Annotated in this window: 13 protein-coding genes and 1 pseudogene; 8 read left to right on the top strand and 6 right to left on the bottom strand. The window is 69.0% G+C overall.

Going from position 1 to position 18,999, the window contains the following annotated elements:
- Positions 1-12: 12 nt before the first annotated feature.
- From AVL48_RS31015 to AVL48_RS39715, 4 genes are read right to left on the bottom strand one after another with little or no spacing between them, the layout of a single operon-like run.
- Positions 13-834: an aldo/keto reductase gene (locus tag AVL48_RS31015; protein ID WP_061988705.1), complete on the bottom strand. Its 822-nt coding sequence runs from the start codon at positions 832-834 to the stop codon at positions 13-15.
- A gap of 26 nt (positions 835-860) precedes the next feature.
- Complete coding sequence (locus AVL48_RS31010) at positions 861-1,988, bottom strand: sensor histidine kinase (protein WP_061988703.1); 1,128 nt, start codon at positions 1,986-1,988, stop codon at positions 861-863.
- Positions 1,985-2,662, bottom strand: a complete 678-nt coding sequence (locus tag AVL48_RS31005) for a response regulator transcription factor (RefSeq protein ID WP_007033550.1) — start codon at positions 2,660-2,662, stop codon at positions 1,985-1,987. The genes AVL48_RS31010 and AVL48_RS31005 overlap by 4 nt, the downstream gene beginning before the upstream one ends.
- 43 nt (positions 2,663-2,705) lie before the next feature.
- Positions 2,706-4,193, bottom strand: a complete 1,488-nt coding sequence (locus AVL48_RS39715) for a PucR family transcriptional regulator (RefSeq protein ID WP_177242267.1) — start codon at positions 4,191-4,193, stop codon at positions 2,706-2,708.
- Positions 4,194-4,304: 111 nt separating this feature from the next.
- Here AVL48_RS39715 and AVL48_RS30995 point away from each other — a divergent pair, with 111 nt between their 5' ends.
- From AVL48_RS30995 to AVL48_RS30975, 5 genes are all read left to right on the top strand, one after another.
- Entirely contained in the window at positions 4,305-5,756 is a 1,452-nt protein-coding gene (locus AVL48_RS30995) for a sodium:solute symporter family protein (protein WP_061988700.1), read from the top strand.
- A 28-nt stretch (positions 5,757-5,784) separates the two neighbouring features.
- The gene (speB, locus tag AVL48_RS30990) at positions 5,785-6,738 is read left to right on the top strand and encodes an agmatinase (RefSeq protein WP_061988698.1); all 954 of its coding nucleotides are present in this window, start codon (positions 5,785-5,787) and stop codon (positions 6,736-6,738) included.
- On the top strand, positions 6,735-8,384 hold the full coding sequence (locus AVL48_RS30985; RefSeq protein WP_061988696.1) for a thiamine pyrophosphate-binding protein: 1,650 nt from the start codon (positions 6,735-6,737) through the stop codon (positions 8,382-8,384). Before speB ends, AVL48_RS30985 begins: the two co-directional genes overlap by 4 nt.
- On the top strand, positions 8,381-9,787 hold the full coding sequence (locus AVL48_RS30980; protein ID WP_061988694.1) for an aminobutyraldehyde dehydrogenase: 1,407 nt from the start codon (positions 8,381-8,383) through the stop codon (positions 9,785-9,787). The genes AVL48_RS30985 and AVL48_RS30980 overlap by 4 nt, the downstream gene beginning before the upstream one ends.
- An 81-nt stretch (positions 9,788-9,868) precedes the next feature.
- Positions 9,869-11,311, top strand: a complete 1,443-nt coding sequence (locus AVL48_RS30975; protein WP_061988692.1) for a purine-cytosine permease family protein — start codon at positions 9,869-9,871, stop codon at positions 11,309-11,311.
- 259 nt (positions 11,312-11,570) lie between these two features.
- Here AVL48_RS30975 and dxs read toward each other — a convergent pair whose 3' ends face one another.
- The gene (gene dxs, locus AVL48_RS30970; protein WP_061988690.1) at positions 11,571-13,475 is read right to left on the bottom strand and encodes a 1-deoxy-D-xylulose-5-phosphate synthase; all 1,905 of its coding nucleotides are present in this window, start codon (positions 13,473-13,475) and stop codon (positions 11,571-11,573) included.
- Between the two features lie 217 nt (positions 13,476-13,692).
- Here dxs and AVL48_RS30965 point away from each other — a divergent pair, with 217 nt between their 5' ends.
- From AVL48_RS30965 to AVL48_RS30955, 3 genes are read left to right on the top strand one after another with little or no spacing between them, the layout of a single operon-like run.
- A complete protein-coding gene (locus AVL48_RS30965) occupies positions 13,693-15,177 on the top strand; it encodes an aldehyde dehydrogenase family protein (protein WP_063054165.1) in 1,485 nt (494 codons plus the stop codon).
- A 16-nt stretch (positions 15,178-15,193) separates the two neighbouring features.
- The gene (locus tag AVL48_RS30960) at positions 15,194-16,705 is read left to right on the top strand and encodes an APC family permease (protein WP_063054164.1); all 1,512 of its coding nucleotides are present in this window, start codon (positions 15,194-15,196) and stop codon (positions 16,703-16,705) included.
- Positions 16,702-18,255: a GMC family oxidoreductase gene (locus AVL48_RS30955; protein WP_063054163.1), complete on the top strand. Its 1,554-nt coding sequence runs from the start codon at positions 16,702-16,704 to the stop codon at positions 18,253-18,255. The genes AVL48_RS30960 and AVL48_RS30955 overlap by 4 nt, the downstream gene beginning before the upstream one ends.
- A 538-nt stretch (positions 18,256-18,793) precedes the next feature.
- On the opposite strand, the pseudogene AVL48_RS38730 reads toward AVL48_RS30955, so the two are convergent.
- Positions 18,794-18,999: pseudogene (locus AVL48_RS38730) on the bottom strand (HNH endonuclease); the annotation flags it as partial.

Below are 18,999 nucleotides of genomic sequence, written 5' to 3'. Positions count from 1 at the left end.
CTGAACGCGGGCTCAGGAGAGCGTGTCCGGGTCCGGCCCCAGCCGCTTTCCCTGCTCCAGGGTCGCGATCGCGGCACCGTCGTGCGCGTCGAGAGCGAAGTCGAAGACGTCCATGTTCTCCGCGATCCGTTGCGGCGTCACGGACTTCGGGATCACCAAATGATTCATCTCGATATGCCAGCGCAGCACGATCTGCGCCGGTGTCTTGCCGTGCTTTTTCGCGATCGTGGTGATCTTCTCGTCGATGAGCAGCTCCCCGCCGCGCGCCAGCGGACCCCACGCCTCGGTGACGATCTCGTGTTTCTCGTGGAATTTCCGGAGCAGCGGCTGCTGCAGCCACGGGTGGCACTCGATCTGGTTGACCGCCGGCACCGTCCCGGTCTCCTCGATCAGCCGCTCCAGATGCGGGATCTGGAAATTCGACACGCCGATCGCCTTCGCCCGGCCGTCGGAGGCGATCTTTTCCAGTGCCCGCCACGTTTCCACGTATTTGTCCTGCGACGGCAGCGGCCAGTGGATCAAGTACAGGTCGACGTACTCGAGACCGAGTTCGCGAAGGCTGGTGTCGAAGGCGCGCAACGCGGAGTCGTATCCGTGCTCGGTGTTCCACAGTTTCGTGGTGACGAACAGTTCCTCACGCGGCAGCCCGCTGGTGCGGACGGCCTCGCCGACACCCCGCTCGTTGGCGTACAGGGTCGCCGTGTCGATGGCGCGGTAACCGGCCTCGATGGCGGTGCGGACCGCGCCGGCGACCTCGTCGTCGCCGATCTTGTACACCCCGAATCCGAGCTGGGGCAGGGACGTTCCGTTGTTCAGCCTGATACTGGGGACCATCCTTGAACCGTAACCCCGTCGGCGGGTCAAGGCAGAGCGGGCAGGTGGACGGTCACCGAAAGGCCACCGCCCACCACGGGTTCCGCGGACACCGTGCCACCGTGGGCGTCGACGGCGGCCCGCACGATGGAGAGCCCCAGCCCGGCGCCGGTGCGGGCGGTCCGCGCGACACCCGCGCGGCGGAACGGTTCGAACAGCTCGGGGACCGCGGCCGGGTCGAGCAGGCCGCCGGACGAACGCACCCGCAGCACCGACCACTGTGGACCGGCCTGGGTGACGACGTCCAGCCAGCCGCCGTCGACGTTGTGCCGCACCGCGTTCTCCAGCAGGTTGCCCGCGATCCGTTCCAGCAGCGCGGGATCACCGAACGTCGGCGCGCCAGGGGTGGCGAATTCGGCGCGGATACCGCGTTTCTCCGCTTCGGCCCGCACCGCCCGCCAAGCACTGGCGACGATCACCGCGAGATCGACCGGTTCCCTGGCCGCCAGTCCCGCGCCGTCCGTGCGCGCGAGCAGCAGCAGCGAGCCGACCAGCCGCTCGGCCCGTTCGGTCGCGTCGCGGACCACCTCGGCCATCCGCCGCAGTTCGGCCTCGTCGGCGTTCTCGTCGGACAGGGTGACGTCGAGTTCGGTGCGGATGACCGCGAGCGGCGTCCGCAGTTCGTGGCTGGCGTTCGCGACGAAATGCCGTTGCGCGTCGAACGCGGCCTGCAGACGGTCGAGCATGTCGTCGAAGGTCTCGGCCAGTTCGGCGAGCTCGTCCTTGGTGCGGACCTCACCGATCCGCTCCCCCATCGACTCGATCGAGAGACGCCTCGCCGTGCCGGTGATCTCACGCAGCGGCTGCAGGACCCGCGCGGTGAAAGTCCACGCGAGGATCCCCGCCGCCAGCACGACGAAACAGAACGCGACCGCGCCGAACAGCAGCACCCGGTTCCGGGAGTACACCCGCAGATGCTCGGTGACGGCGGAGGCGTCGACGTCGATACCGTCGACCCGCACGGTGGTGCCCGGCGGCAGTCGCGGAACGGCCGAAACCGCGTCGCCGACCAGATTCCAGGTCAGCCAGAGCAACAGGAGACTGACCAGCGCCACCAGCCCGGTCGCGAGCAGCGTGACCCGCGCGCGCAGGCTACGGGCGCCGGACCGGTTCACCCGCGTGCGGTCCCCTGCTCCGGCACGCGATATCCGGAGCCGACGACCGTTTCGATGATCCCCGGCTCGCCGAGTTTCTTCCGCAACGTCATCACGGTGACCCGGACGGTGGTGGTGAACGGATCGGCGTTCTCGTCCCACACGCGTTCGAGCAGTTCCTCGCTGCTGACGACCGAACCGGCGGCCGACAGCAGCACCTCCAGCACGCCGAACTCCTTGCGGGTCAGCTCGACCGGCCCGCTCGCGCGGCGCACGGTCCGCCGCGCCGGATCCAGTTCGACGTCGCCCGAGGTCAGCAGCGGCGGCGCGGCCGGGGTCGCGCGGCGGCCCAGCGCCCGCACGCGCGCGACGAGTTCGGGGAACGCGAACGGCTTGGCGAGATAGTCGTCGGCGCCGAGGGAAAGCCCGTCGACCCGGTCCGACACGGAACTGCTCGCGGTGAGCATCAGCACGCGGGTCAGCTCGCCGGACGCGACGATCTCGCGGCACAGGTCGTCACCGGACATGCCGGGCAGGTCGCGGTCGAGCAGCACGACGTCGTACCGGGTGACGGCGGCCTTCTCGTGCCCGTCGTCCCCGGTGAGCGCGATGTCCACCGCCATCCCCTCGCGCCGCAGGCCGCGTGCGATCGCGTCGGCGAGGGGTTCTTCGTCTTCGACTACCAGAATTCGCACGAGACCACGTTGCCACATTTACCTGAGAGTGACCTGATCGGACTCACGAGCCCCAGCGCAGGGCGAACCAGAGGCGCATCCGGATCTCCGGATCGGCCAGGTCCACCCCCAGCGCCCGTTCGATCTGCCCGATCCGGTGCCGGACGCTGTTGCGGTGCACCCCCAGTTCGGCGGCCGTCCGGTCCCAGCCGCCGTGGTGCGCGAGCCAGGTCCGCAGGGTCTCGACCAAGGCGCGGTCGCCTTTGCCGTCGAGTTCCCGCAGTGGCGCCAGCGCTTTGGCGGCGAACCCGGCCGCCGCGCCGGGAGCGATCAGCGCGTCCAGGCCGAGCCCGGACGCCTCCGCCACCACCGGCCGTTCCAGCGCGGCCGCCCGCCGCAGCAGCAGGTCCACCTCGGTGGCCGCCTCGGGGAGCCGCTCGGGCGGAACAGGCGAACTCACCACTGCCAGCCAGCCGTCGGCGCGCAGCCGGTCGAGATCCTCGATCTCGGGTGCCTCGCGGACGATCGCGGTGAACCGCGGTCCGGGCAGCAGCCGCACCAGCGGGGTGTCGAGCCGGGCGCGCAGCCAGTCGTAGCGCGCGGCGACCTCGTTCGGCCCCCGGCGGTAAGCGATCCCGGCGACCAGGCGGCGTTCGTCTTCGCCGAGCACGCCGGTTCCGCCCAGCAGCAACGCGGTCGCGGTGGCGCCCAGTCCGGCCGCGTCCGAACCCGCCCGGCCCGCCAGTCCGAGCAGCGCCGCCCCGACCGACAGGATCGCCCGGTCCGCGCCGTCGAAGCGGGCGGCGCGGCCGACCACGACCAGATGTGACGCCGTCGCCTGCGGGTACACCGGTTGCCCGACGACGTGTGTGCCGTCGGCCAGTTCCGTGGTCGCGCTGCGGATGCCCCGGCCCGACCGCAGCGTGGCGAGCAGCTCCCCGACCTCCGGCGGCAACGGTGACGGCGCTCCGTGATCGGCGGCGAGGACGCCGCCGACGCCGACCAGCGCCACCCACGCCCGCAGCCGCCCGGCCAGCGCGCTCGCCAGTTCGCCGAGGCCGTCACCGGCCGCCCTGGTCAGCGCTTCGCGCGCGGCCGCGATCCGCCGTTGCTCCCGCTGTCCCGCCTCCGCCAGCGCGACCGACACCGCCCGGCTGATCGCCAGGAAGGGCGTCCGCGGGGGGACGATCAGCAGCGGCAATCCGTGCCGCGCGCACGCCGACCGCAACGGCGGCGGCAGCGTCTCGTGAGTGCCGGGCGTGAGCCCGAATCCCAGCGCGGAGATCCCGCTGTCGGCCAGCCGCCGGACGTAGCGGTCGACCTCGGCGGATTCCGCCGGAAGGTTCACCCCGGCGGTGAGCAGCAGCTCCGCCCCGAGCAGGTACGGCGCCGGGTCGCGCAACTCGCTGACGTGGGCCCAGCGCACCGGGGCATCGAGCGCGTCCGGCCGCAGCGTCTCCACGACCGGGTCGAGTGCCAGTTCCGGGTTGCCGACCACGGCCCGTAACGGGACATTCACCTCGGAGCCGAGTCGATCGGGGGTTTGGGTCATTTCGTCCTCAACTGTACGCAACCTTGGCTGGATCGTCCCATGTCGTTCACCGGGCGAACGAACCTACGGTGACCCGAACGAAGCGAACAGGCCCAAGGCAAGGAGGACACCGTGGCCGGTGACTACGCGGTGATCGGGCTCTACATAGCGGGCATGATCGGGGTCGGCTGGTTCGGTCTGCGCCTGGCCAAGACCAAATCCGACTACCTGGTCGCGGGCCGCCGCCTCGGCTGGTTCATGTACTCGGGCACGATGTCCGCGGTCGTCCTCGGCGGCGCTTCCACGGTCGGCGGCGTGAAACTCGGCTACACCTACGGTATCTCCGGCGCCTGGCTCGTGATCGCGATCGGCGTCGGCATCCTGGTCCTGCACACGCTGTTCGCGCGGCGGCTGGTGAAGCTGCGCGTCTACACCGTCGGCGAGATGCTCGACCTGCGCTACGGCGGTTCCACCAGCGCCATCTCCGGTGTCGTCATGTGGGCGTACACGCTGATGCTGACCGTCACCTCGACACTGGCGTTCGCCACCATCTTCAAGGTCCTCTTCGACGTCCCGAGCTGGGCGGGCATCGCCATCGGCGGCTCGATCGTGGTGCTTTACTCGGTGCTCGGCGGCATGTGGTCGATCACGCTGACCGACATCGTCCAGTTCGTCATCAAGACCATCGGCATCCTGCTGATCCTCCTACCGGTCTCGATCGCTTCGGCGGGCGGCTTCGACGGCATGGCCGCGCGGCTGGACGAGAGCTACTTCGAGCTCACCGCCATCGGCGGCGACACGATCTTCACCTACTTCCTCATCTACAGCTTCGGCCTGCTGATCGGCCAGGACATCTGGCAGCGCGTGTTCACCGCGCGCACCCCGGGGATCGCCACCGGCGGCGGCGTCATCTCCGGTGTCTACTGCCTGGTCTACGGCCTCGCCGGCGCGCTGATCGGCACCGCGGCCAAGACGCTGTACCCGAATCTCGCCAGCGCGCAGGACGCGTTCGCCACCATCGTCGAGCGGCAACTGCCCGCCGGGATCCGCGGTCTGGTGCTCGCGGCCGCGCTGTCGGCGATGATGTCGACCGCGAGCGGCGCGCTCATCGCCTGCTCCACGGTCAGCACCTCGGACCTGCTTTCCAAGCTGGGGCTCAAAAAAGCCGCCTCCGAGGTCGGCAGGAACCGGGTCACCACCCTGATCCTCGGCATCGTCGCGATCGGTATCGCCATGGTCGTCGACGACGTCGTCAACGCGCTGACCATCGCCTACGACATCCTCGTCGGCGGCCTGCTGGTCGCGATCATCGGCGGACTGGCCTGGAAACGCGGCACCCGGCAGGGCGCGCTCGCGTCGATGGTCGTCGGCACGGTCGTGGTCATCGCGTTCATGTTCGTCGACGGCGTCGAGGCGAACAGCCCGATCTATTGGGGGCTCGGTTCCAGCCTCGCGGTCTACCTGGTGGTCAGCTTCCTGACCCCGCGCACCTCCGAGGAGATCCTCACCGTGTGGACCCGCCGCCTGAACGGCAGCGCGGTCGCCCAAGAAGAAGAGGCGGAACTCGCCGCTTCGAAGTCCTGAAACCCTCACACCCCCAGAAGGAGACACCGTGCCTGAGCAGAGCCCGATCGGACCCGTCGACTCGTCCAAGGTGCCCCGGTTCGCCGGTTTCGCGACCTTCGCGAGGCTGCCGCGGCTCGATCAGGTCGAGCGTGCCGACGTCGCCGTCGTCGGGGTGCCGTTCGACGCCGGGGTGTCCTACCGCCCCGGCGCGCGGTTCGGCCCCGCCGCGCTCCGTGAGGCCAGCAGGCTCCTTCGCCCGTACCACCCGGAACTCGACGTCTCCCCGTTCGCCGAGACCCAGGTGGTGGACGCCGGTGACATCGCGCTCAACCCCTTCAACATCGGTGAAGCGATCGAAACCCTGCAGGACGAGGCCGAGGCGCTGACCGCGAACGGGACGCGCTTGGTGACCGTCGGTGGCGACCACACGATCGCGTTGCCGCTGCTGCGCGCGGCGGCGAAGAAGCACGGGCCGGTGGCGCTGCTGCACTTCGACGCGCACCTCGACACCTGGGACACCTACTTCGGCGAGCCCTACACCCACGGCACCCCGTTCCGGCGGGCGTCCGAGGAAGGGATCCTCGACACCGAAGCGCTGTCCCACGTCGGCACGCGCGGCCCGCTGTACGGCAAGCGGGATCTGGAAGAGGACCGCCGCCTCGGCTTCGGCATCGTCACCTCCGGCGACGTCATGCGCCGCGGGGTGGCCGAGACCGTCGACGCGCTGCGCCAGCGCATCGGCGGCCGTCCGCTCTACATCTCCGTCGACATCGACGTCCTCGACCCCTCGCACGCGCCGGGCACCGGCACCCCCGAGGCGGGTGGCATGACCAGCCGTGAACTGCTGGAGATCCTGCGGGGACTGCGGGACTGCAACCTCATCGGAGCGGATGTGGTGGAACTGGCCCCGGCTTACGATCACGCCGAGATCACCGCCATCGCGGCCTCCCACGTCGCCTACGACCTGGTGAGCCTGCTCAGCCTCGGGAAGAGCGCATGACACAACGGATAGGCGGCGACGTCGTCGTCGAAACCCTTCGCGCGCTCGGTGCGGACACCGTTTTCGGCCTGCCGGGCCAGCACGCACTGGGTCTGTTCGAGGCGCTGCGGCGCACCGACGACCTGCGGGTGATCAGCTCGCGGGTGGAGAACAACCTGGCGTTCGCGGCCGACGGGCACGCCCGCGCCCGGCTGGCGGCCGACCCCGACGGCCCGGTCCCGGTGACCCCGATGATCGTGTCGACCGGACCCGGCGCGCTGTTGACTTTGGCTTCGCTGCAGGAATCCCGGGCGGCGTCCGTGCCGGTGCTCGGGATCTCCAGCCAGATCCCGGTCGCCGGGCTCGGCGGCGGACGGCACGGCTATCTGCACGAACTGCGCGATCAGCAGGCCAGCTTCCGTGACGTCGTCAAGTCGGTGCACGTGGTGCGGACCGTCAGTCAGATCCCGACGGCGCTGCGCGAGGCCTGGGAGTCGGCGTCGACAGCGCCGTACGGCCCGGTGTGGGTCGAGATCCCGCAGGACATCCTGCTGGCACCGACGGAGCTGCCCCGGATCACGTCGGTGACCGCACAGCCCGCTCCGCTCACGCCAGTGCCGGAACTGCTCACCGAGGCCGCGGATCTCCTGGGCGCGGCGAGGAATCCGGTGATCCTGGCCGGCGGCGGCGCGCTGCGCTCGGGTGCCCACGCCGAGTTGCAGGCCCTCGCCGAGGCGCTGCGCGCTCCGGTGCTGTCGACGTTCGGCGGCAAGGGTGTTTTCGGCTGGGATCATGAACTCTCCGGGCGATCCTGGCTCGAAGACCGGCACAGCACCGAATTTCTCGCGGACGCGGATGTGCTGCTCGTCCTGGGTTCCGGGCTGGGCGAGCTGTCCAGCAACTACCGCGAGTTCGCCCCGCGCGGCCGGATGATCCAGGTCGAAGCCGATCTCGGGAAGCTGGAGTCGAACTACCCGGCGCTGGGTATCCACGCCGACGTCCGCCTTGTCCTGCAAGGACTTCTCGAGCAGGTGCCGTTCCGTCAGGCAGACGGTGCCGCCGAAGCCGCGGTGGCGGGTCTGCTGGCCAAGGTGCGCGAACGCCTCGACGCCCAGCCCCTCGCTGTCGAACGCAAGCTGATCGACGACATCCGCGCGGCGGTGCCCGAAGGCACGCAGACGTTCTGGGACATGACGATCGCGGCCTACTGGGCCTGGTCCGCGTGGAATCCCGATGGCGCGCCGATCCACACCGCGCAGGGCGCGGGCGGGCTCGGGTACGGCCTGCCCGGGGCGCTCGGCGGCGCGGCCGCGACCGGCGGCCCGGTGCTGGCGGTCTCCGGTGACGGCGGCGCGATGTACGGCATCGCCGAACTCGCCACCGCGGTCCAGCACGGACTCGACGTCACGTGGCTCGTCGTCGACGACGGCGGTTACGGCATCCTGCGTGAATACCTGACCGGCGCCTTCGGGCAGTCCACCGCCACCGAACTGGCGCGACCCGATTTCGCCGCGCTGGCGCGGTCTTTCGGCGTCTCCGCCACCGTGTCCTCTTTGGACACCATCGGCGAGGACCTGGCCGCCGAACTGGGCAAGCCCGGCCCGTCGCTGGTCGTCCTCCCCGCTTTGCTGAAGATGTTCGAGCCGACCCACCTGGAGAAGAAATGACTCAGGTCCTGAACTTCGTCGACGGCACCGAGGTACCGGCGGCGGGCACGCGGACGCTCGACCTGGTGAACCCCGCGACCGGCGAGGTCTTCGGCACCAGCGTGCTGTCCGAGCAGTCCGATGTGGACGCCGCGCTGGCGGCCGCGGACCGCGCGTTCGAAGCGTGGCGCAAGAGCACGCCCGCCCAGCGGCAACTGGCGCTGCTGAAGATCGCCGACGCCGTGGAGGCCCGCGCGGAGGAGTTCGCCGACCTCGAAATCCGGGAGACCGGCAAGATCCGGGCCGTCGTGCTGGACGAGGAGATCCCGGAGTGTGTCAGCGCTTTGCGGTTCTTCGCGGGCGCGGCCCGGCAGCTCGAAGGCACCGCGTCCGGGGAGTATCTGCCGGGGCACTCCTCGGCGATCCGCCGGGAGCCGGTCGGCGTCTGCGCGCAGATCGCGCCGTGGAACTACCCGCTGATGATGGGCGTTTGGAAGATCGCCCCGGCACTGGCCGCCGGGAACACCGTCGTGCTGAAGCCCGCCGAGACCACACCGTCGACGGCCGTTCTGCTGGCGAAGGTCGCGGCGGAGTTCCTGCCGCAGGGCGCCTTCAACGTGCTGTGCGGCGACCGCGACACCGGCCGCGCGCTGGTGAAGCACCCGATCACCGAGCTGGTGTCGATCACCGGATCGACCCGCGCCGGCATCGACGTCGCCACCGTCGCGGCGGCCGACCTCAAGCGCACGCACCTGGAGCTCGGCGGCAACGCGCCGCTGCTGGTCTTCGGCGACGTGAACCTCGCCGAGACGGCGGAAGGCATCGTCGGCGCGGCGTTCTACAACGCCGGGCAGGACTGCACCGCGGGCAGCCGGGTGCTGGTGGACGCGGCGATCCACGACGAGTTCGTCGCGGAACTGACCAAGGCCGCCGCCGCGCAGGCACCCGGCCGGGACTTCGGCCCGCTCAACAGCGAAGCCCAGTTCGGCCGGGTGCGGGGACTCGTCGAGCGGCTGCCGTCCCATGCTCGCGTGGAGACCGGCGGCACGCCCGCCGGTGACCGCGGTTTCTTCTTCTCCCCCACCGTGATCTCGGGTCTGAAACAGGACGACGAGATCGTGCAGGAGGAGATCTTCGGCCCGGTGATCACCGTCCAGTCCTTTGTGGACGAGGACGAGGCGGTGCGCCTGGCCAACGGCGTCCCGTACGGGCTGGCGTCGTCGATCTGGACCAACGACCTGGCACGCGCGACCCGCGTCTCGGGTGAACTCGACTTCGGCTGCGTCTGGGTCAACACCCACGGGCCGCTGGTCGCCGAAATGCCCCACGGCGGCTTCGGGCACTCAGGCCACGGGAAGGACCTCTCGTCCTACTCCTTCGCCGAGTACACCCGCGTGAAGCACGTCATGACCCGCTTCGCCTGACCGCGTTTCGTCCTCTGAACGCGGTAGTTGGCACCACGAACTAACGCACTTAGAGGACGAAACGCGTATTTGGAGGTCCCCATGGGTGAGAAGATCACCGAAGTCGAGCAGCACGGAATCGCACCGATCCCGCCGGAGGAGCAGACGTCGCGGCCTCGCGACCTGTTCCGGATGGCGTTCGGCGGCGCGAACACCTTCGCCACCATCATCCTCGGGACGCTCCCGATCGCGTTCGGGCTGAGCTTCCGGGCGGCGGTGGCTGCCACCGTCGCGGGGGTGGTCGTCGGCGCGCTGGTGCTCTCGCCGATGTCGTTGTTCGGCCCGCTCACCCGGACCAACAACGCGGTTTCCTCCGGCGCGCATTTCGGCGTCGTCGGCCGTTGTGTCGGTTCCTTCCTTTCCCTGCTGACGGCGATCACGTTCTTCGCCATCTCGGTCTGGGTCAGCGGTGACGCCGTCGCCGGTGCGGCACAACGGCTTTTCGGCTTCGACGGCGGCGAGGTGCTCCGCGGCGTCGCGTACGGCGTCATCGCGATCGCGACGCTGGTGGTGTGCATCTACGGCTACCGGTTCATGCTGCTGGTGAACCGGGTCGCCGTGGTGCTGGGCACGGCGATCATGCTGCTCGGAATCGTGGCCTACGGCGGCACCTTCGACCCAGGGTTCGCCGGCACCGGCGTCTACGCCCTCGGGGACTTCTGGCCGACCTGGATTCTGGCCGCCCTCACCACGATGGCGAACCCGATCTCGTTCGGCGCCTTCCTCGGTGACTGGACGCGCTACATCCCCGCGCGCCACAGCCGCCGTTCCCTGCTGGCCGCGCCGTTCCTGGCACAGGTGGCGACGTTGCTGCCGTTCGGGTTCGGCATCGCCACCGCCACGCTGGTCGCGGATCCGGCCGACTACATCACCGGCCTGACCGCGATCTCTCCGCTCTGGTACGCGATCCCGCTGATCGTGGTCGCGCTGATCGGCGGGTTGTCCACCGGCACGACGTCGCTCTACGGGACCGGGCTGGACTTCAGTTCTATCTTCGTGAAGCTGAGCCGAGTGCAGGCGACACTGCTGATCGGCTCGCTCAGCGTCGTGTTCATCTTCGTCGGCAATTTCGTGCTGGACATGGTCTCCAGCATCAACGCCTTCGCCACGCTGATCGTGCTGTGCACCTCGCCGTGGATGGTGATCATGATGATCGGCTTCGTGCTGCGGCGCGGGTTCTACGACCCGGACGACCTCCAGGTGTTCAACCAGGGCCGCAAGGGCGGGCGCTACTGGTTCACCCGCGGCGTGAACTGGCGGGCGATGGCCGCGTGGATCCCGGCGACGACGCTGGGCCTGCTGACCGCCAACACCCCGATGATCGCCGGGCCGTTCAAGGACATCGCGGGCGGTGTCGACGTCAGCATGGTGGTGACGCTGTGCACGGCGGCGATCGCGTATCCCTTGCTCGTCAAGCTCTTCCCTGAGCCGCGAGAGGTCTATTCGTACGCGGAGCCCGTCACGGAACCGGCCGTCGCCGTCTAGGGCCCACCGGTCGTGAGTAGCGATTCGGGTTCTAGCCAAGGCTGTTTCAGGTACCTACGGCGGGTGAGCCCGGTAGCCGCCTGACCGTGAAGGACTCTTTGAGGGACTGTATTGGGTCACCCACTGGTGTGGGGCNNGCCTAGCGCAAGGAAGGGGGCCATCATGTACTTCACGCGAGCAGAACCGCAGGTGACGAGTAGGTACCTAAGAGAGGGTTCGCTCTGACCCGAATCGCCACTCACGACCGCCGGAGCGCTTCTCAGCGGTGCGTGTCCTCCGGTGCCGGAGTCCGGCTGGCCAGCTTGGCCGACCACTCGGTGACCCGCCGCGCGACGTCCTGCGCGGTGAGCCCGACGCGGGCCAGCACCTCCTCGCGCGAGCCGTGCTCGTGGAACACCTGCGGCACGGCGAGATCGCGCAGCGGCACGTCGCATTCGGCGTCGCGGAACAGCGCGGACAGCGCGGAACCGAAACCGCCGTGACGGCCGCTGTCTTCGACGGTCACGACGAGCTTGTGCTGCTCGGCCAGCGCCACGAGTTCCGCGGGCGCCGGGACGACCCAGCGCGGGTCCACCACGGTCACACCTATGCCCTGGTCGGCCAGCCGGTCCGCGGCGGCGAGCCCGAGCATCGCGAACGCGCCCACCGCGACGAGCAGCACGTCGGCGTCGCCGGACGGCTTGCGCAGCACGTCCACCGTGCCGACGCGTTCGACGGCGGGCACGGAGTCGATCACGCCGCCCTTGGAGAACCGCAGCGCCGTCGGCCTGTCCTCGACGGCGATGGCCTCACGCAGCTCCTCGCGCAGCGTGCCGGCGTCCCGCGGCGCGGCGACGCGCATGCCCGGCACCATGCCCAGCAGCGAGAGGTCCCACATGCCGTGGTGACTCGGCCCGTCCGGCCCGGTGATCCCGGCGCGGTCCAGCACCAGCGTCACCGGCTGGCGGTGCAGCGCGATGTCCATCAGGACCTGGTCGAAGGCCCGGTTCAGGAAGGTCGAATAGACGGCGACGACGGGGTGCTTGCCGCCCATCGCGAGACCGGCGGCCGAGGTCACCGCGTGCTGCTCGGCGATGCCGACGTCGTACCAGCGGTCCGGGTACGCCTCGGCGAACTTGTGCAGCCCGGTCGAGCGCAGCATGGCCGCGGTGATCGCGACGACGTCCTCGCGGTCGGCACCGATCTTGACCAGTTCGTCGGCGAAGACACCGGTCCAGCTCGGCCCCTTGACCGGCGGCAGGCCGGTTTCCGGGTCGATCGGGTCGGTCTGGTGCATCTGGTCGGCCTGGTTGGTCACCGCGGGCTCGTAGCCGTGGCCCTTTTCGGTCACCACGTGCACGATGACCGCGCCGCCGAAGTCACGGGCGCTCTGGAACGCCTTCTCCAGCGCCGCGATGTCGTGGCCGTCGACCGGGCCGAGGTACTTCAGGCCGAGGTCGGAGAACATCATCTGCGGGCTCAGCGCGTCCTTGAGCCCCGCCTTCGCCGCGTGCAGTGCCGCGTAGATCGGCTTGCCGACGACGGGGGTGTGCCGCAGCAGTTCCTTGCCGCGGTCCAGAACGCGTTCGTAGCCCGGCTTCAGCCGCAGCGACGCCAGGTGGTCCGCGACGCCGCCGATGGTCGGCGAGTACGAGCGACCGTTGTCGTTGATGACGATGACGACCGGGCGGCGCGGATTCGCGGCGATGTTGTTGAGCGCTTCCCAGCACATACCGCCGGTCAGCGCGCCGTCGCCGACGACGGCGATCGCGTGCCTGCCGCCGCCACCGAGCTCGAACGCCTTCGCCAGACCGTCCACATAGGACAACGCGGTCGACGCGTGGCTGTTCTCGACGAGGTCGTGTTCGCTCTCGCCGCGCGCCGGGTAGCCGGTGAGGCCGCCGAGCTGGCGCAGCTTGCCGAAGCCGTCATGACGGCCGGTGACGATCTTGTGCACGTACGCCTGGTGGCCGACGTCCCACACGATGGCGTCGCGCGGCGAGTCGAAGACCCGGTGCAGCGCCATCGTCAGCTCGACCACCCCCAGGTTCGGGCCGAGGTGACCACCGGCGAGCCGCACCTTCTCGACGAGGAAGTCGCGGATCTCCGCGGCCAGCTCCCCGAGCTGTTCGGCGTCCATCCGCTTCAAGTCGGCCGGTCCGTGCACGGACTCGAGCAACGTCACTCTTCCACCTCGCCTGATTCCTTTTCCGCCGTTCCGGCCAGTCTACGGAGGCCGCCTGAGAACCTTCCGCCCGCCGCGTCACGGGTCACATGTCAGAAAATCACCACTCGGCACCCAGAGGTGTGAACATGGTCTCTTTCGCCAAGTAGCGGCTACGTCAAGTGGCCGACATAATCGCTCCTCGACGGTTGAGAAGAAGCCCGGTTGGAGTGGCTTGATGGCGGATTTTTTCATCGGTGGCGAGTGGGTCGACGCGGTCGGCCGCGGTCGCAGGGAAATCCGCTGCCCGGCGGACGGATCACTGGTCGCGGAGGTCGCCGAGGGCACCCGCGAGGACACCGAAGCGGCCATCGCCGCCGCCCGGAAGGCGTTCGACACCGGTCCCTGGCCGCACACTCCGGCCCCGGAACGCGGGGACCTGCTGTTGAAGGCCGCTGACCTGCTCGACCGCGACGTCGCGGCCTTCGCGCGCGCCGAGTCGCTCGACACCGGCAAACGGCTGGTGGAGAGCGAATACGACATGGCGGACATCGCCGCCTGCCTGCGCTACTTCGGCAAACTCGCCGCCAACGACGCAGGCCGCGTGGTCGACACCGGCAACCCGGACGCGTTCAGCCGGATCGTGCACGAGCCGGTCGGCGTTTGCGGGCTGATCACGCCATGGAACTACCCGCTCCTGCAGACCATCTGGAAGGTCGCCCCCGCGCTCGCGGCGGGCAACACGTTCGTCCTCAAGCCCAGCGAGCTGACGCCGCACACCTCGATCATGCTGATGAAGCTGCTGACCGAGGCCGGGCTCCCGGCCGGCGTCGCGAACCTGGTGCTCGGCGCCGGCGCGCAGGCAGGGGCGCCGTTGTCGGAGCATCCGGACGTCGACCTGGTGTCGTTCACCGGCGGCCTCGCGACCGGCAAGATCATCGCCGCGTCCGCCGCCGCCACCGTCAAGAAGGTCGCGCTGGAACTGGGCGGGAAGAACCCTAACGTGGTCTTCGCCGACTCGGACTTCGACACCGCCGTCGACTACGCGCTGACCGCGGTGTTCCTGCACTCCGGACAGGTCTGCTCCGCCGGGGCGCGGCTGATCGTCCAGGAGGAGTGGCACGACGAGTTCGTCGGCGAACTCGTCCGCCGCGCCGAACTGATCCGACTGGGTGGACCTTTCGACCCGAAGGCTGAAACCGGTCCGCTGATCTCGGCCGCCCATTTGGAAAAGATCGAGCGCTACGTCGCGGCCGCGCTGGAAGAGGGCGCCGTCCTGCGCACCGGCGGCAAACGCCCCGACGATCGCGAGCTGGCGAAGGGTCACTACTACCTGCCGACCATCCTCGACAACGTGAAGCAGGGCAGCAGCGCCGTCGTCGACGAATCGTTCGGCCCGGTGCTCACCGTCGAGACCTTCACCGACGAGGACGACGCCGTCCGCATCGCCAACGACACGCATTACGGGCTCGCGGGCGCTGTGTTCACCTCGGATGCCTCGCGTGCGCAGCGGGTCGCGAACCGGCTGCGGCACGGCACGATCTGGATCAACGACTTCCACCCGTACCTGCCGCAGGCGGAATGGGGCGGCTACAAGCAATCCGGCTTCGGGCGCGAACTGGGCCCGACGGGCTTGGCCGAGTACACGGAGGCGAAGCACATCTACCAGAACCTCCGGCCCGCCCCACAGCGCTGGTTCTCCGGGGAGCCCGCGTCCCACTGAAGAGGGGAAAGTGCCGATGAGTGCTCCTTCCGATGACGGACTTGCCGGTTTCGGCTACAAACAGGAACTGGAAAGAACGCTCGGCAATTTCCACACCTTCGCCGCCGGGATCAGCTACATCTCGATCCTGACCGGCACCTTCCAGCTGTTCTACTTCGGCTTCAGCTTCGGCGGGCCCGCCTACTGGTGGTCGTGGCCGATGGTGTTCGTCGGCCAGCTGATGGTGGCGTTGTCGTTCGCCGAACTGGCCGCGCACTACCCCGTCGCCGGGTCGATCTACAACTGGTCGAAACGGCTCGGCAGCCCGCACGTGGCCTGGCTGGCAGGCTGGATGATGCTGACCGCCTCGATCGTCAGCATCGCCGCGGTCGCGCTGGCCTACCAGATCACCCTCCCGCAGATCTCGTCGTTCTTCTCGTTCTCCGGCGACAGCGCGGTGAACGCGGTCATCCTCGGCACCGTCCTGATCCTGTTCACCACGCTGGTGAACGCCTGGGGCGTCAAACTGATGGCGCGGATCAACAGCGCCGGGGTGTTCATCGAACTGATCGCGGCGGTCCTGCTGATCATCGCGCTCGCGGTGAACATCACGCGGGGCCCGGAGGTCGTCATGCAGACCAACAACACCGGCGCCGATCAGCCGTGGGGCTACTTCGGCGCGTTCCTGGTCGCCTCGCTCGCGTCGACGTACGTCATGTACGGCTTCGACACCGCCAGCTCGCTCGGCGAAGAGTCCCACGACCCGCGCAAGAACGCGCCCAAAGCGATCTTGCGCGCGCTGATCGCGTCGTTCGTCATCGGCGGGCTGATCCTGCTTCTCGCGCTGATGGCCGTCGCCGACATCAACAACCCCCAGATCGCGACGGGCGGCCTGCAGTTCATCGTGCTCGACGTCCTCGGCAGCACGATCGGCACGATCTTCCTGCTCGCGGTCGTCATCGCCATCACGGTGTGCAACCTGGCCGTGCAGTCGGCGTCGATCCGGATGATGTTCGCGATGGGCCGCGACAACAACCTGCCCGCCGGGAAGCATCTGGCGAGGGTGTCGCCGAAGACCAAGACCCCCGTGGTCCCCGCGATCGTCTCCGGCGTCATCGCGGTGCTGATCCTGGTGGTCAACGTCGGCCAGCCGCAGATCTTCACGGTGATCACCAGCATCGGCATCATCATGATCTACCTGGCGTACCTGCTGGTCACCGTCCCGATGCTGGTCAAGCGGCTCCGCGGGCAGTGGCCGCCGCCGAAGACGGAAGGGACCAGGTACTTCTCCCTCGGCAAACTGGGCCTGCCGGTCAACCTCCTCGGCGTGCTGTGGGGCGGCGCGATCGTGGTGAACCTGGCGTGGCCGCGACGCGAGGTCTACAACGCGACCGAGCCGTATCACTGGTACCTCGAATGGGGGGCAGTGCTGTTCGTCGGCGCGGTGGCGGTCGTCGGTTTCGCGTACTACTGGTTCGTTCTGCGGCACAAGAGCGGCGTCCTCGCCGATCACGCCGCGGCGGCGCATCCCGAGGAGGCAGCACAGTGACCGGAGAGTTCGACTACATCGTCGTCGGCGGCGGGACGGCGGGTTCGGTGGTCGCGGCGAGACTCTCGGAGGATCCCGACGTCACCGTGGCGCTGCTCGAAGCCGGACCGTCCGATGTGGACGACCCGGCGGTGCTGGAGCTGACGAAATGGATGGCCCTGCTGGAATCGGGTTACGACTGGGACTACCTGGTCGAGCCGCAGGAGTCCGGCAACTCCTTCCTGCGCCACGCCCGCGCGCGAGTGCTCGGCGGCTGCTCGTCGCACAACTCGTGCATCGCGTTCTGGGCACCGGCGGAAGATCTCGACGAATGGTCGTCACTCGGCCTGCCAGGCTGGTCCGCGAAGGACATTTTCCCGCTGTACGCGCGTCTTGAGACCAACGACGGTCCCGGTGATCACCACGGCCGCTCGGGTCCGGTGACCATCCGCTCGGTGCCGCCGCACGATCCGACCGGTGTCGCGCTGCTCCAGGCGTGTGAGCAGGCCGGGATCCCCAGGGTGGAATTCAACTCCGGCAAGACCGTGACGCACGGTGCGAACTGGTTCCAGATCAACGCGCGAGAGGACGGCACGCGGTCGTCGGCCTCGGTGTCCTACCTGCACCCGATCATCGGTAAGCGGCCGAACCTGGAGATCATCACCGGCGCCCGGGTCCGGCGGCTGCTGTTCGACGGCAAACGCTGCACCGGAGCCGAATACCTCGCCGACGACCTGATCCACGGTGTTCCTGTGCGCGCGCGACGCGAGGTCATCCTGTCTTCCGGCGCGATCGACACCCCGAAACTCCTGATGCTGTCGGGAATCGGCCCTGCTTCGCACCTGCGCGAAGTCGGTGTGGAAGTCTTGGTCGACTCCCCCGGCGTCGGCGAGAACCTGCAGGATCACCCCGAGGGCGTCATCCAGTGGGACGCACTGCAACCGATGACCACCGAATCCACGCAATGGTGGGAAATCGGCATCTTCACCACCACGGAGGACGGCCTCGACCGGCCGGACCTGATGTTCCACTACGGCTCCGTGCCGTTCGACATGAACACGCTCCGGCAGGGCTATCCCACCACGGAGAACGGCTTCTGCCTGACGCCGAACGTCACCCGGTCCCGCTCGACCGGCACCGTGCGGCTTCGCAGCCGCGACTACCGGGACAAGCCGAAGGTGGACCCGCGGTACTTCACCGACGAGCACGACATGCGCGTGATGACCTACGGCATCAAACTGGCGCGCAAGATCGCCGAACAGCCCGCACTCGACGAGTGGGCCGGAACGGAACTGGCGCCGGGCAAGGACGTCAAGACCGACGACGAGATCGCCGACTACCTGCGCAAGACGCACAACACCGTCTATCACCCTTCCTGCACCGCGAAAATGGGCGGTGACGACGACCCGTCGGCCGTACTGGACGCCCGGCTGCGGGTGCGCGGTGTCGAGGGGCTGCGGGTCGCCGACGGTTCGGCGATGCCGTTCTTGGTCGCGGTGAATCCGTGCATCACGACGATGGCGATCGGTGAGAAGTGCGCGGACATGGTGAAGGAGGACGCGCGCTCCTGAGTCGCGACCGGCTCTTGGGCTGAGGGGCGGGCTCGTCGGGGTGGGGCGGATCCTGCGGGATTCGCCCCCACGGTTTGGTGGCGGCGGGGTCGGTGGTTTCGCGGCAGCGTGTTGGTGAGTGGGGGCGAGACCGCGGTGACGTGGCTGTCGCCGTTTTTCGGCGATAGATCTTCGTCCTGGTATCGCAGGTCGGAAGCTCGCCACCTCTCCAGCCGCCCAAGCTTGGCTTGAGGCGTTGCCGTTTCCCGGTAACAGAACTCAAAACGGTGGCGGTTCGCCAGCGGGCTTTGTGTGCGCGGCTCGTGGAGCGGTGATGGTGTGCTGCCGTACCTATGCCGGTCTGCGCGGCGACCAGCACCATCCCGGCATGAGCTGTCGCCACTTCCCGGCGACGGGTCTAGAACAGCGACGGTTCCCCAGCGCACTTTGCGTGCACGACTCGCGAAGCGGCGCCCGTCTGCTGCCGCACCCATGCCCGATCGGCGCGGCGACTACCACCAACCCGGCATAAGCCGTCGCCACTCCCCGGCGACAGGACTCAAAATGGCGGCGGTTCGTCGGCCGGCGGGCGTTGCGTGCGCGGCTCGTGGAGCGGCGGCGGCGTGCTGTCATAGCCGTGCCCGGTCGGGGTGGTGACCGTCAACGTCCCGTCAGCCGCGAGACGGTAGACCCAGCCGGGTTCGTCTTTGAGCCGGTGATCGGGCCGTGTCATGACAACCGTGTAAGCCACGGATGGACCAAGAT

This window comes from Amycolatopsis regifaucium, from assembly GCF_001613935.1.
Lineage (GTDB): Bacteria > Actinomycetota > Actinomycetes > Mycobacteriales > Pseudonocardiaceae > Amycolatopsis > Amycolatopsis regifaucium.
This window is presented reverse-complemented; position numbering and strand designations above follow the sequence as displayed.